Source organism: Sandaracinaceae bacterium (genome assembly GCA_020633055.1).
Classification (GTDB): domain Bacteria; phylum Myxococcota_A; class Polyangia; order Polyangiales; family Houyiibacteriaceae; genus JADJJE01.
In genome coordinates this window covers 220,006-233,045 of the sequence record JACKEJ010000005.1, presented here as the reverse complement: position 1 = coordinate 233,045, position 13,040 = coordinate 220,006, and the positions used below count along the sequence as shown (strand labels likewise).

The following is a 13,040-nucleotide window of genomic DNA, read 5'->3' as shown; positions in this document are numbered from 1 at the left end:
CATCCATTTGCCGTGTCCCTGGATTGTGCAGGGGAAGCCGGGCGCCGGTCGTGATCGACGGCGCGGCCTTGACCGCACGGGTTCCTGAGTCTATTGAAGTTTCAAGAACTTTTGAAAGTTCTGAAGTCATGTCTCGACCCGCTCGCAGCCTGATCGCCCCCTCGGAGCCCACCGACGACACGCCGGAGTGGTGGCACGTCGAGCTCGAGGTGGCCGAGGCCGTCGGCGCCTTGATGGAGTTCTGGGGCTTCAAGCGGCAGATGGGACGCCTGTGGACGGTGCTCTTCATGTCGCCGGATCCGCTCGACATCGCCGCGCTCGGGGAGCGCCTGCAGCTGAGCCCCAGCGCCGTGTCCCTGACCCTGGCCGAGCTCCACAAGTGGGGCGCCGTGCGCAAGACGTACGTCACCGGCGAGCGGCGCGACTTCTACAGCGTCGAGCCGCGGGTCTGGCGCTTGGTGCGCCGGGTGGTCGAGCGCCGCGAGCTGGTGCTCATCCGCGACGCCAGCGAGGCTTTCAGCGCGGCCGACGGAGCCCTCAAGGAGCTGCGCGTGGCCGGGGCCGACCGGGCCGCCATCGCGTTCAAGCGGCGGCGCCTTGCGTATCTGCGTGCGCTCGCTAGCGTCGGCGACCGGATGGTGCGCGCCTTCGTGGCGGGCAAGACCGTCGACCCGAGCGAGCTCTCTTCCGCCGAGGAACAAGTCTGATGTCGTTGCTCTCCGCCGTTCGCGCCGACCCTTCGCGCGATGTCCTCCGCAGCCTGCGGTCCATCTGCGACGAGCAGGGGCTCGCGGAGCTCGCCACGCGCCTGGCGGACCTCGGCGATCTCGTCCGCTGGGACATGAAGGACTTCGAGAACGCGCTCAACGCGCTGCCGGAGCGCGCGGCCGATCCGAACGTGGTGAGCAAGAGCGCGCTGCACCTGATCGCGCGCGGCGGCAAGCGTCTGCGCCCGATGTGCGTGGCGCTCGCGTCGCGCGTGGGCTCGGGCTTCAGCGATCAAGCGCGCGAGATGGGCGTCGCCGTGGAATTGGTGCACTGCGCGACGCTGCTGCACGACGACGTCATCGACCAGAGCGAGCAGCGCCGCGGGGCCCCCGCCGCGCGCATGCTGTATGGCAACGCGGCCAGCATCTTCGCGGGTGACTGGCTGCTGGTGGAGGCGCTGCGCCGGGTGCGCGTGGCGCGCGTCGAGGGCACGCTCGACCGCCTGTTGGCGATCATCGAGGAGATGATCTTCGCCGAGGCGCTGCAGCTGGAGAACCGCGGGAAGATCGACACCCGCCGCGAGAGTTACTTCAAGGTCGTCGAAGGCAAGACGGCCGCGCTGTTCCGCTGGGCGATGTACGCCGGCGGGCGCGCGGGCGGCTTGGAAGAGGCGGCCTGCAAGACCCTCGAAGACTACGGAACCCACCTCGGCATGGCCTTCCAGCTGATCGACGACTGGCTCGACTACGCGGGCGACGAGCAGGCCACCGGCAAGGCCCTCTTCACGGATCTGCGCGAGGGCAAGATGACCTACCCGCTGCTGCATGCCTACGAGCAGGACCCGAGCCTGGGTGCCCTGCTGGGCGAGATCCTGGGCGCGGACGACGAGGCCGACCCGGCCCGCACGGCGACCCTCCACGAGACGCTGCGCGCGGCGCTGGTGCGCACGGGGGCTCTCGACGCTTGCCGCGCCCTCGCCCTCGAGCACGCCGACCGCGCCGCGGCCGTGCTCTCCCCGCTGCCCGATTCCCGCGCCATCGAGGCGCTCCTGACCGTCGCGCAGGCCACCGTCCATCGCGAAGCCTGAGCTCGAGAGAACACCATGACCGACTCCGTCACCAGTCGAATCCCGGGCTTCTACAAGAAGTCCCTGCGCGAACGCCTCGCACGCCTCGTCGAGACCGGGCGCCTCTCGCCCGAGTCCGTCGCGTTCTTGGAGGCCGGCGGCGGTCTCCCGCCGGACGTGGCCGACCGCATGAGCGAGAACGTCGTGGGCTGCTACGGCCTGCCCATGGGCATCGCGCTGAACTTCCGCGTGAACCACCGCGACGTGCTGGTCCCGATGAGCGTGGAGGAGCCCTCCGTGGTGGCCGCGGCCTCGAACGCGGCGCGCCTGGTGCGCATGACGGGCGGCTTCTTCGGCGAGGCCAGCGCATCCATCATGACCACGCAGGTGCAGTTCGACGGCGTGCCCAACGCGGCCGACGCCGCGGCGCGCATCGAGGCCTCGCGCGAGCGCATCCTCGCGGCGGGCAACGCCAGCATCCCCGGCATGGTGCGCCGTGGGGGCGGCTGCCGCGACCTCGACGTGCGCGTCCTCTGCCCGACGGACGGGGTGCTGGTGATGCACCTCTACGTGGACGTGGGTGACGCGATGGGCGCCAACGTGGTGGACACCGTGGCGGAGGCCGTGGCTCCGCTGGTGCACGCCGAGATCGGCGGCGAGATCGGGCTGCGCATCCTCAGCAACCTGCCGCTGCGCCGCACGGTCAAGGTCAGCTGCGAGGTCATGGCGGACGCCGTGGGTGGCGCGAAGGTGGCGGACGGCATCGCCAAGGCCAGCCGCTTTGCGGAGCTCGATCCGTTCCGCGCCGTGACCCACAACAAGGGCATCATGAACGGGGCCGACGCGGTGGCCCTCGCGACGGGACAGGACTGGCGCAGCCTCGAGGCCGGGGCGCACGCCTTTGCTTCGCGGGACGGACAGTACCGGCCGCTCGCGGTCTGGCGCCGCACGGAGACGGGCGTGCGCGGCGAGCTGGAGATGCCGATGGCCGTGGGCACGGTCGGTGGCTCCACGCGCGTGCACCAGGGCGTCCGCGCCGCGTTCGAGCTGATGGACCTCGAGCGCGCGGGTGACCTCGGCGTGGTCATCGCGTCGGCGGGCCTGGCCAGCAACCTGGCCGCGCTCAAGGCGCTGGCGGGCGAGGGCATCCAGGAGGGCCACATGCGCCTGCACGCGCGCAAGGCCGAGGTGGCGCAGCAGGGCGAGGAGCAGGAGGCGCCGCGGCGCGCCGCCGAGGGAAAAGCGCCATGACCGAAGCACGCATGGGCTCCGGTCAGATGTTCGACAACATCGCGGACCGCTACGACCGGCTCAACCGCATCATCTCCATGGGCGTGGATCAGAGCTGGCGCCGCAAGACGGTCGCGGCGCTCTCCGTGGGCTCGGGGTCCCGCGTACTCGACCTCGCCACGGGCACTGGCGACCTCGCCATCCAGATCGCCGAGACGCACCCCGAGTGCGAGGTGGTGGGCGTGGACCCGTCCGTCAACATGCTCAAGGTCGGGCGCGGCAAGGTGGACGCGGCGCAGCTCGGGCGGCGCGTGACGTTGATGGAGGGCGACGCGCAGTCCCTGCCGTTCGACGCAGGCTCGTTCGACGCGGCGTGCATCGCGTTCGGCATTCGAAACGTGCCCGATCGGCGCCGTGGCTTGCGCGAGATGGCGCGCGTGGTGCGTCCGGGCGGCCGCATCTGTGTGCTCGAGCTGAGCGAGCCCAAGCGCGGCGTGCTCAGCCCGTTCGCGCGCTTCCACATCCGCCAGGTGGTCCCGCGCCTCGGGGCGTGGCTCTCCGGCAGCGCCGAGTACCGCTACCTCCAAGAGAGCATCGCGGCCTTTCCGGAGCCCGAGGAGTTCGCGGCGTTGATGGAAGAGGCCGGCATGAAGATGGTGACGCTCGAGCGCCTCACCTTCGGGGTTTGCTGCCTGTACGTCGCCGAGAGCCTGGGCGAAGGCGGGCCGGCTCGCGGAGCGGTGATCGGATGAGCAGCAGCGCCGCGCAGCGAGAGCACGCGCGCACCCCGCTCGGGGAGGCCGAGGCCCGTTCGGGAGCAGCGGTCGTCCTTGGCACGGCGGAGGAGTGGGCGCGCGAGACGCGTCGCGCCCTGTCCGAGGCGCTCGGCCGCCACGCGGGTCACGCCGTGCACGTCACGGTGCCTGCCCCCGTCGCGCACCCGGCGCAGCTGTTCGAAGCGGACCGCGCCCGTGCGTCCGTGTACTTTCATCCACCCGCCGGCCTCGCCATCGCGGGTCTCGAGGTGGCCTTCGAGTGCCCGAACCACGACGGCCTCGCGGCGCAACGAGACGCCATCGCGGCGCGCCTTGCTGCGCTGCGCGTGGTGGCCGTCGAAGGGGCCCCGACGCCGCGTGTGTTCGGGGGCTTGGCCTTCGCCCCGGGGGCGTCCGTGGGGACGCCGTTCGAGCCGCTGGGCGATGGGCTGTTCGTCATGCCTCGCGTGCAGTACGCGGTCAGTGGTGGCCAAGCGTGGCTGTCGTTCTGCGTGCTCCCGGAGGACGGTGAGCGCGCCGGTCAGGCGCTGCTGGACGAGGTCCCCGCCCTCGTCGCCGCGCTCACCAGCGAGCCGCGCGAGCCCGCTGCGGCCTCCGTGGCGCAGGTGACGCACTTCCCTCGTGAACGCTTTGCGCAGATGGTCGGGGACGCGCGCGACGCCATCGCGGCGGGTCGGCTGGAGAAGGTCGTGCTCGCCAGGCGCGCCGAGGCGGCCGGAGTGCAGGGCGACCTGCCCGACGCGGTGGACATGCTCGCGCGCTTGGACGCGCGCTTCGTGTCGTGCACCCGCTTCGCCATCTTCCGCCGCGACGCCCGTGGAAGCGTGGTGACCTTCCTCGGTGCCACGCCCGAGTGCCTCGTGACCCGCACCGGAGACCGCGTCCACACGGAGGCGCTGGCGGGCTCCATGCCGCGCGGCGAGAGCGCGAAGCTCCTGGCCAGCGACAAAGACCGCCGTGAGCACCGCTTCGTCGTCGACGCCGTCGTGGGGGCGCTCGAGCCGCACTGCAGCGCGGTCACGCACGACCCGCAGCCGGGCACCCGCGAGCTACCGGACGTGGTGCACATGCGCACGCCCATCGAGGGCCGCCTGCGCGATGGCGCGAGCGTGCTCGAGCTGGTGGGCGCCCTACACCCGACCCCCGCCGTCGGGGGGGTGCCGCGCGAAGCCGCCATCGCCTGGATCCTGGAGCGCGAGCCCGTGTCGCGTGGCTGGTACAGCGCGCCTTTCGGCTGGACCGACGCGAGCGGCGACGGGAGCTTCGTCGTCGCGCTTCGTTCGGGCGTCGTGCACGACGGGCGCGTGTCCGTCTATGCGGGCGCGGGGATTGTGCGGGACTCGCGCCCGGACGCCGAGTACGACGAGACCGAGCTCAAGATGCGGGCCGTGCTGGGCACGCTCTCGGGCGCCTGAGGGTCCCCATGCACGCGTGTGATCTCCAGTACGCCTCCGCGCGCTTCCTGGTGGGCGCCATCACACGGGCCACCGGGACCACGCGCTGGGTGGTGAGCCCTGGCTCCCGCAGCACACCGCTCGTGCTGGCGCTGCACCAGCTGGGTGTCCCTCTGCACCACGTCATCGACGAACGGGCCGCGGCGTTCTTCGCGTTGGGCGTCGCGCGCGAGACGGGCAGGGTGGCGCCGCTGCTCTGCACCAGCGGCACCGCGCTGGCCCACTACCTGCCGGCCGTGATCGAGGCCTCGGAGACCCGGCTCCCCATGCTGGTGGTCTCGGCCGACCGCCCCCCCGAGCTGCACGGTTGGGGCGCGAACCAGACCATCACGCAGCGCGGTCTGTTCGGCGCGTTCGTGCGGGAGGAGCTCGACCTGGGGTGCGCGAGCTCGCTCGCCGACGTGGACGCGTGGCGTGCTCGCCTCTCGACGTTCCTCCGAGCCGGCCTGGCCGGACCCGAGGTGGGGCCGCTGCACCTCAACGTCCCGCTACGCGTGCCCTTGGAGCCCACCGAGACGGGTGAAGCGCTGGTCGTGCACCACGCTGTGGACGCGTGGGTCTCGGCCACCCCCCGCATCGTGGATTGCGCGCCCGACAGCGTGGGCGACGATGCCCTCCGTCCGCTCCGGGCCGCCGTCCTCGCCTGCCACGCGCGAGGCGCGCGCGGGCTGCTGGTCGTGGGTCCCCTCGCCCGTCGGAGCGACGTCCCCGCGGCGGTCCTACGCTTCGCCCGCGCGAGCGGCTTTCCGCTGCTGGCCGAGGCAGGCAGTCAGTGCCGCTTCGGTCCGGTGCCCGACGGCGTGACGCGCGTGGGATGCTTCGACGCGCTGCTGCGTGCCCCCGCGGCGCGCGCGGCGCTCGCCCCCGAGCTCGTCATCCAGGTGGGTGCGACCCCCACGTCGAAGAGCCTCGAGCTGCTCGCGCAGGAGGCCACCTGCCCGCGCTTCGTGCTGGCCCCCTTTGGTCGGCCCGACCCCGCACGCAACGCCGCGGACATCTTGGTGGGTGACGTCTCCAGTGCCCTGGACGCGCTCTCCGACGCCCTCGAAGCAGAGGGCGCACGCTCCGAGGCCGCGACACGCCCGTATGCCGCGCGCCTCGGCGCGCTCGACGGTGAGGCCCAGGCGATCTTCGATCGTCGCTTCGCAGAAGACACAGAGCTGTCGGAGGGCGCGGTGGCGCAGGCGGTCGTCGATGCACTGGGAGAGACCGACGGGTTCCTGCTGGGCAACAGCCTGTCCATCCGCCACGTAGACGCCTACGCGCGGCGCGAGCGCCCCGTCGGCGGCGTGCACACGCAGCGCGGGGCCTCGGGCATCGACGGCCTCTCGGCCGGCGCGGCGGGCGCGGCGTCCACCGGGCGCGCCATGGTGGCGCTGGTCGGGGACGTGAGCTTCGTCCACGACCTGGGTGGCCTCGGAGCGCACCACGCGGACAGCTCGCTCACCATCGTCGTCTTGCAGAACGGCGGCGGCCGGATCTTCGAGCTGCTGCCCATCGCGCGTCACGCCGGCGCACCGATGGGCAGCTTCACCACCGAACACGGCGCGGACCTGGCCGCTGCGGCGCGTGTGTTCGGCCACGACCACGTCGTGGTGCGTACGCGCGCTGCGCTCAGCGAGGCGCTGGCGGCTCGCGTCGGGCGCCCGGGCCTACACGTGGTGGAGGCGGTCGTCCCGCCGCACGACGCCGGACCCGTGCAGCGCGCGCTGTACGCCGAGGTCGAGGCGCTCGTGGCACGCGCCGCGGGAGGCCCGACATGACGCTCGTGTGCCTGCACGGCTTCACGGGCAGTCCTACCAGCTGGGACCCGGTGCTCGCCGCCCTCCGCGCGCAGGGCGCGAGGCCGCTGCGCGTGCTCACGCCCACGGTGGTCGGACATGAAGGGGCGGCGGCCACGCTCATGGAAGGCGGCCATACGCAGGTGGCGCCCGTTGCGCATGACAGCGCCCCCGCGAGTCCGCCCACGGCGACCTCGTTCGAGGACGAGGTGGACCGCATCGCCCGAGGCCTTCCCCGCGGGACCCTGCACCTGTTGGGCTACTCCCTCGGCGCGCGCCTGGCCCTGGGCCTCGCGGTGCGCCACCGCGTGCGCTTCGAGTCCATCACCCTCGTGGGCGTCCACCCCGGTCTCGTGGATCCGGCCGAGCGCAGCGCGCGCGCCGCCGCCGACGACGCGCTGGCCGACGACCTCGAGCGTGGGGGGCTCGCTGCCTTCGTCGCGCGCTGGGAGGCGCTGCCCATGTGGGCCAGCCAGCGGCGGCTCGACCCGGCGGTGCTCGCTGTGCAGCGCGCACAGCGCTTGCAGCAGGACCCGGCGCGCCTCGCGGCGGCGCTGCGCGTGCTCAGCCTCGGGCGCATGCCGTCGTACGTCGACGCGCTCCCGACCCTGGACCTACCGGTGACGCTGGTCGTGGGTCACGCGGACGCACCCTTTCGGCCGCGCGCCGCTGCCATGCAGGAGCGCCTACCGCTGGGGCGGGTCATCGTGGTCGGCGACGACGCCAACCCAATCGGGCACAATGTGCCGCTGGAGGCGCCACGCGAGCTGGCGCGCGTGCTCTCGGAGACTGTGGATGTCTGATGTGCGACCGGGGTCCAAAGAGGCCTTCATCTTGGCCTCCCGTCCGGCGACGCTGAGCGCCGCGCTGGTGCCCGTCGCGGTTGGGACGGCGTGCGCGAGCTCGGCCGGTGGGGTCGCCTGGCTCGCGGCGGCGGCGGCGCTCTTCGGCGCCTGCATGATCCAGATCGGCACCAACTTCGCCAACGACGTGTTCGACTTCGAGAAGGGCACCGACGACGAGACGCGTCTCGGGCCCGTGCGCGCGGCCCAAGCGGGGCTGCTCACGGCCGCGCAGCTCAAGCGGGGTATGGTCGTCAGCTTCGGCCTGGCGACGTTGGCCGGTCTCTACCTGGTGTGGATCGGGGGCTGGGTCGTGGTGGCCATCGGCGTCGCCAGCGTGCTGTCCGGCATCGCCTACACCGGCGGCCCGTACCCGCTCGGCTATCATGGGCTCGGCGACGTGTTCGTCATGCTGTTCTTCGGCTTCGTCGCGGTGTGCGGCACCGAGTATGTGCAGCTGGTGCAGAGCGTCCCGCTCGCTCGGCTACCGACGACCCTGTCGCTGCTCGCCGCGATCCCCGTCGGCGCGCTGGCGACGGCCATCCTCGTGGTCAACAACCTGCGAGACCGCGTCGGCGACGCGCGCACCGGCAAGCGCACCCTCGCCGTGCGTCTGGGGGCCACCGGGGTGCGCATCGAGTATTCGCTGTTGATCGCCGTGGCGTACGGCATCCCTGTGTATCTGTTCGCGCTGGGGCTCGTGGGTTCGCTGATCTTCATCGTCTTCGTGACCTTTCCGGCGGCGGCGGTGCTGCTGCGCGCGGTGTGGGTGCGCGATGGCGCGACCCTGAACGCTGCGCTGACGGGGACCGCCAAGCTGCTGCTGGCCTTCGGGCTGCTCTTCGCGTTGGGGATCTCGGTGACGACGTGAAGGTCTCACTGTCGCTCTCGCCCCTGGGTGGCACCTTCGAGCGCCCCGTCGAGAACGCCGTAGCGCGCTTCGAGGAGCGCAGCGGTTGGCTGCTGCTGGCGCGGGTCGCGGGGGTGTGTGGGCTCGGCGAGGCCTCGCCGCTCCCCGGCTACTCGGACGACAGTCTCGAGGAGAGCGAGCGCGCGTTGCGTGGGCTCGGCCCGACGGTGGAAGTCGGCATGGACACGTTGGAGGCGTTCACGGCTTCGGTCGCGCGCGCCTCGGACGCCATCCCGACGGTCGCCCACGCGGCGCGCTTTGCGTTCGAGAGCGCGCTGTTCGATGCCTACGCGCGTACGCGAGGTGTGCCCTTGTGGGCGGCCCTGCGGCACGGGCTGGAGCTCGGCCCACCGGGCGCCCACGTGTCGGGCAGCCAGCTCGGCGTGGCCGCGTGGATTGCGCCGGACGACCTCCGAGCCGCCGAAGCGGCGAGCGCGGCGGGTGTCCACACGTTCAAGCTCAAATTGGGACGCGACCTCGACGCCGAGCTCGCCTTCGCGCGGAAGCTGCGCGATCGGTTTCCAGCCGCGCGTCTTCGCTTCGACGCCAACCGCTCGCTTGGGGCGAGCGACGTCGATCGCGTGCTGCTCGCGCTGGCGGCCCTCGACGCGGAGTTCTGTGAGGAGCCGAGCGCGACGCTGCCCACCGGCGCGCCCGTGCCGCTGGCGTTGGACGAGTCGCTCCGCGGCGTGCCGGCGGCGGACGTCGTGCCGCACCCCGGTGTACGCGCATGGGTGCTGAAGCCAACCTCACTCGGAGGGCTGCTGCGCTGCGCTCCGTACGTGCGCGAGGCCCTCAGGCGCGGCATCGAACCCATCGTGTCACACACCCTCGAGGGGCCGGTCGCGAACGCGGTCCTGCGTGAGTTGGCGCTCGCCATCGCGGGTGGCGCGGCTGCGGGCGTCGGCGATCACGCTGGGCTGCACGCGCTCCAGCCGCCCTTCGCGTTCGAAGCCCACGCGGGGCAGGGGGACGAGCCCGTCATCCCGCATCACGCACCCGGCTGCGGCCACTTCGAACGCGATCTGTCCATCGCCGAGGCCGCTCGCGAGCATCCCACGCGCCTCGCGATCGATGGCCCATCCGGCCCGCTCTCTCATGCGGAGCTCGCGACGCGGTGCGAGGCTCAGCGGCGGGCTCTGGAGCAGCTGGGGTGGCGCGCTGGGGACGGCCTCGCGTTCATCCCACGCCTGGACGTCGACACGGTCGTGACCGTCTTCACCGCGGTCGCCGCGGGGATCGTGCTGGTCCCGCTGCATCCCCGAGGCACCCCCGACGAGCACGAGGCCATCGTCCGCGAGAGCGGGGCGCGCTGGATCCACCAACGGCCCTCACGGCTTCCGTTCAAGCGCAGCGAAGACACGAAGCGGCCGCTGCCCGAGGCGCCCTTGGCCATCCTCTTCACCTCGGGCACCAGCGGTATCTCGAAGGGCGCCGTGCTCTCCCGGCGCGCGTTCGTGGCCTCCGCGTGGGCTTCTCGACAACGCAGCTCGTCCCTCCCTGCTGGAGCGGCCAGACCGTCGTCAGCGACCCAGGACGCGCCCGACGTGTGGCTCGCGTCGCTGACCCCGGCGCACGTCGGCGGTCTCTCCATCCTGCTGCGCGCCCTGGTCCACCGAGGGACGCTGGTGCTGCCGGCCAGCTCCGAGTTCCACCCCGCGACGACCCTCGACCTCGTCCGTCGGTACGGCGTGACACAGCTCTCGCTCGTACCGACGATGCTGGCTCGGTGCCTGGACGAGACCGGGAGCGCGCCTCCGTCACTCCGTGTCGTCCTGCTGGGAGGCGCCGCCGCAGATGCAGGTCTGGTCGCGCGAGCGCGTGCTGCGGGCTTCCCGATTCGCTTGACCTACGGCATGACCGAGGCGTGCTCGCAGATCGCGACCCAACGCGACGCAGGCGAACCCGGGTGCGGGCGCCCGCTGCGCGGTGTGGAGGTGCGAGCCCGTGGGGGCGTGCTCGAGGTGCGTGGCCCGACGCTCTTCTCGGGGTACTTGGGGCAGCGGGAACCTCTGGACGAAGACGGGTGGTTCCGCACTGGGGACCTCGGGCGCGTCGATGACGACGGATGCGTTCACATCGAGGGGCGTCGGCAGGACCTCATCATTACTGGTGGCGAGAACGTCTACCCGGCCGAGGTCGAGGCGCGGGTGAGCGCGCATCCCGCCGTGCGCGAAGCCGCCGTCATCGGTGTCCACGACGCGACCTGGGGTCAGAGGGTGGTCGCGGTCTGCGTGTTGGAGACCCGTCGCAGCACCACGGAGCTCGCCTCGTCCGACGCGCGGATCCTGGAGCCGACGTGCGCGGGCGAAGACGAGGCGCCTTGGTCCGACGTCCAGGCTCTGCTGCGCGACGTCGACGTGGCCCTGTCGGGGGCCCTCGCCTCCTTCAAGCGGCCGAAGGAGTATTGGGTGGTCGATGCGCTGCCTCGCACGTCGTTGGGCAAGGTGGCACGCGCGGGGCTCGCGGGGCTGGCCGATGCCCGCGGGACTCGCATCGTTGCCGTGTCCGCCCTCCGCCGCTCCTGACGCTCGTCAGGGCGACGTCGATGCGAGACGGCGACCCGGCGGTGCGCGCCTCGTGTGCTCGCGATTGCGCCGCGCCGTTCGCGCCGCGGCTCGGCGTCCGGTGCAGCGGAGAGTTCCGTGGGCTGCTACGGTCCCATCCTCGTCATGACCAGCACCACCACGCGCACGTTCGTCTCGATCCTCGGCAACAGCCAGCGCCTCGACGGAGGCAGCATGTTCGGGAACGCGCCGCGTGCCTTGTGGGAGCGCTTCATCGCCCCCGACGCGCGCCACCGCGTCCCCCTCGCGTGCAGGTCCGTGTTGGTGCGCGACGGGGAGCGCACGTTGCTGTTCGAGGCCGGCATCGGGGCCTTCTTCGAGCCCGGGATGCGTGACCGCTTCGGCGTGCAGGAGGAGCGGCACGTGCTGCTCGAGAGCCTCGCCGCGCACGGCGTCGCGCCGGAAGACGTGGACGTGATCGTCCTGAGCCACCTGCACTTCGACCACGCCGGCGGCGTGCTGGCTGCCTACGAGCCTGGCGTCCCCGAGCGACTCGCCTTTCCCAACGCGTCCTACGTCGTGGGCCAACGCGCGTTCGAGCGCGCCGAGGCTCCCCACGCACGCGACCGGGCGTCGTTCATCGCCGCGCTGCCTGCTTTGCTGCGGGCGACGGGGATGCTCGAGCTCGTTCCCGACGCGCCGCTCGGTACGCCAGCCACGTCGGTGACGCTCGGCGCGGACTACCCGCTCTACTTCTCGGACGGTCACACGCCGGGGTTGATGATGGTGGAGCTCCCGACGGATCACGGCCCCCTCCTGTACGCGTCCGACTGCATCCCAGGGGCCCCATGGATGCATCTGCCCATCACGATGGGCTACGACCGATTCCCCGAGCGCTTGATCGAAGAGAAGGAGCTGCTCCTCGCCAGCCTCGAACGCCGTTCCGGCGGTGTGGTCTTCGTCCATGACGCCGAGGTCGCGTGGGGGCGCGTGGCACGCGACGAACGCGGACGCTTCTTCGCGGCCGACGCGTGCGCTACGCTGACGGGATGAGCCGAGCGCTGAAGCAGCTCTTGTCGGAGGTGCGGGCGTGCGAGGTCTGCAAGGAGCACCTCCCGTTGGGACCGCGCCCCGTGCTCCGCGCGAGCGCGACCGCGCGCCTCCTCGTCATCGGGCAGGCGCCGGGCACCAAGGTGCACGAGAGCGGCATCCCATGGGACGATGCTTCGGGAGATCACCTGCGCGAGTGGCTCGCCATGCCCAAGCAGACGTTCTACGACGAGCGTCGCGTCGCCATCGTCCCGATGGGGTTTTGCTACCCCGGAAGAGCCTCCCAAGGGGATCTGCCCCCGCGCCCGGAGTGCGCGCCGCTGTGGCACGCGCGGCTGCGGGGGCACATGCCGCGGCTCGGGCTGACGCTGCTGGTGGGTCAGTACGCCCAGGCCCACTACCTGGGGAAGCGCCGCAAAGGGACGCTCACCGACACCGTGGCGAGCTATCGGGAGTACCTGCCCGAGTTGCTCCCCACCCCCCATCCAAGCTGGCGATCCCGCATGTGGATCAAGAAGAACCCGTGGTTCGAAGAGGAGCTCCTGCCGGACTTGCGCGCCCGCGTGGCTGCCCTCCTCTCATAGACGCGGCCAGTGTGGGACGCGTGGTTGCGTAACCGACGTGGCAAAAAATCGTACGGCGCCTCGTCCAAGGGGAGCTGCGCAGAAAACACCCACAAAACAAGAGTCTTGTGTGACTGGATATTTGTCCAACAC

Annotated in this window: 11 protein-coding genes; all 11 read left to right on the top strand. The window is 71.9% G+C overall.

Going from position 1 to position 13,040, the window contains the following annotated elements; translation table 11 throughout:
* The first annotated feature begins 128 nt into the window (after positions 1 to 128).
* The 11 genes from H6726_05830 (at position 129) to H6726_05780 (ending at position 12,908) form a co-directional block, all read left to right on the top strand.
* Positions 129 to 707 carry an ArsR family transcriptional regulator gene (locus tag H6726_05830; protein ID MCB9657156.1) on the top strand — a complete coding sequence of 193 codons (579 nt, stop codon included), beginning with the start codon at positions 129 to 131 and terminating at the stop codon, positions 705 to 707.
* Between the two features lie 62 nt (positions 708 to 769).
* Positions 770 to 1,795 carry a polyprenyl synthetase family protein gene (locus tag H6726_05825; GenBank protein MCB9657155.1) on the top strand — a complete coding sequence of 342 codons (1,026 nt, stop codon included), beginning with the start codon at positions 770 to 772 and terminating at the stop codon, positions 1,793 to 1,795.
* A 15-nt stretch (positions 1,796 to 1,810) separates the two neighbouring features.
* Positions 1,811 to 3,025, top strand: coding sequence for a hydroxymethylglutaryl-CoA reductase, degradative (locus tag H6726_05820; GenBank protein MCB9657154.1), 1,215 nt, complete (start codon positions 1,811 to 1,813; stop codon positions 3,023 to 3,025).
* Positions 3,026 to 3,051: 26 nt separating this feature from the next.
* Positions 3,052 to 3,756: a bifunctional demethylmenaquinone methyltransferase/2-methoxy-6-polyprenyl-1,4-benzoquinol methylase UbiE gene (gene ubiE / locus H6726_05815; GenBank protein ID MCB9657153.1), complete on the top strand. Its 705-nt coding sequence runs from the start codon at positions 3,052 to 3,054 to the stop codon at positions 3,754 to 3,756.
* Positions 3,753 to 5,195 carry an isochorismate synthase gene (locus tag H6726_05810; protein ID MCB9657152.1) on the top strand — a complete coding sequence of 481 codons (1,443 nt, stop codon included), beginning with the start codon at positions 3,753 to 3,755 and terminating at the stop codon, positions 5,193 to 5,195. The genes ubiE and H6726_05810 overlap by 4 nt, the downstream gene beginning before the upstream one ends.
* A gap of 8 nt (positions 5,196 to 5,203) precedes the next feature.
* The gene (gene menD / locus H6726_05805) at positions 5,204 to 6,997 is read left to right on the top strand and encodes a 2-succinyl-5-enolpyruvyl-6-hydroxy-3-cyclohexene-1-carboxylic-acid synthase (protein ID MCB9657151.1); all 1,794 of its coding nucleotides are present in this window, start codon (positions 5,204 to 5,206) and stop codon (positions 6,995 to 6,997) included.
* The gene (locus tag H6726_05800; protein MCB9657150.1) at positions 6,994 to 7,818 is read left to right on the top strand and encodes an alpha/beta fold hydrolase; all 825 of its coding nucleotides are present in this window, start codon (positions 6,994 to 6,996) and stop codon (positions 7,816 to 7,818) included. Before menD ends, H6726_05800 begins: the two co-directional genes overlap by 4 nt.
* Positions 7,811 to 8,728, top strand: a complete 918-nt coding sequence (locus H6726_05795; protein MCB9657149.1) for a 1,4-dihydroxy-2-naphthoate polyprenyltransferase — start codon at positions 7,811 to 7,813, stop codon at positions 8,726 to 8,728. The genes H6726_05800 and H6726_05795 overlap by 8 nt, the downstream gene beginning before the upstream one ends.
* Entirely contained in the window at positions 8,725 to 11,295 is a 2,571-nt protein-coding gene (locus H6726_05790; GenBank protein ID MCB9657148.1) for an AMP-binding protein, read from the top strand. Before H6726_05795 ends, H6726_05790 begins: the two co-directional genes overlap by 4 nt.
* Before the next feature lie 144 nt (positions 11,296 to 11,439).
* Positions 11,440 to 12,327: an MBL fold metallo-hydrolase gene (locus H6726_05785; GenBank protein ID MCB9657147.1), complete on the top strand. Its 888-nt coding sequence runs from the start codon at positions 11,440 to 11,442 to the stop codon at positions 12,325 to 12,327.
* The gene (locus H6726_05780; protein MCB9657146.1) at positions 12,324 to 12,908 is read left to right on the top strand and encodes a uracil-DNA glycosylase family protein; all 585 of its coding nucleotides are present in this window, start codon (positions 12,324 to 12,326) and stop codon (positions 12,906 to 12,908) included. Before H6726_05785 ends, H6726_05780 begins: the two co-directional genes overlap by 4 nt.
* Positions 12,909 to 13,040: the final 132 nt, after the last annotated feature.

What these genes read in the sequence shown, in the direction of transcription:
- H6726_05780 (MCB9657146.1), top strand. Translation starts at nt 12,324, where the DNA reads ATGAGCCGAGCGCTGAAGCAGCTCTTGTCGGAGGTGCGGGCGTGCGAG.
- ubiE (MCB9657153.1), top strand. Translation starts at nt 3,052, where the DNA reads ATGTTCGACAACATCGCGGACCGCTACGACCGGCTCAACCGCATCATC.
- H6726_05795 (MCB9657149.1), top strand. Translation starts at nt 7,811, where the DNA reads ATGTCTGATGTGCGACCGGGGTCCAAAGAGGCCTTCATCTTGGCCTCC.
- menD (MCB9657151.1), top strand. Translation starts at nt 5,204, where the DNA reads ATGCACGCGTGTGATCTCCAGTACGCCTCCGCGCGCTTCCTGGTGGGC.
- H6726_05830 (MCB9657156.1), top strand. Translation starts at nt 129, where the DNA reads ATGTCTCGACCCGCTCGCAGCCTGATCGCCCCCTCGGAGCCCACCGAC.
- H6726_05820 (MCB9657154.1), top strand. Translation starts at nt 1,811, where the DNA reads ATGACCGACTCCGTCACCAGTCGAATCCCGGGCTTCTACAAGAAGTCC.
- H6726_05810 (MCB9657152.1), top strand. Translation starts at nt 3,753, where the DNA reads ATGAGCAGCAGCGCCGCGCAGCGAGAGCACGCGCGCACCCCGCTCGGG.
- H6726_05800 (MCB9657150.1), top strand. Translation starts at nt 6,994, where the DNA reads ATGACGCTCGTGTGCCTGCACGGCTTCACGGGCAGTCCTACCAGCTGG.
- H6726_05785 (MCB9657147.1), top strand. Translation starts at nt 11,440, where the DNA reads ATGACCAGCACCACCACGCGCACGTTCGTCTCGATCCTCGGCAACAGC.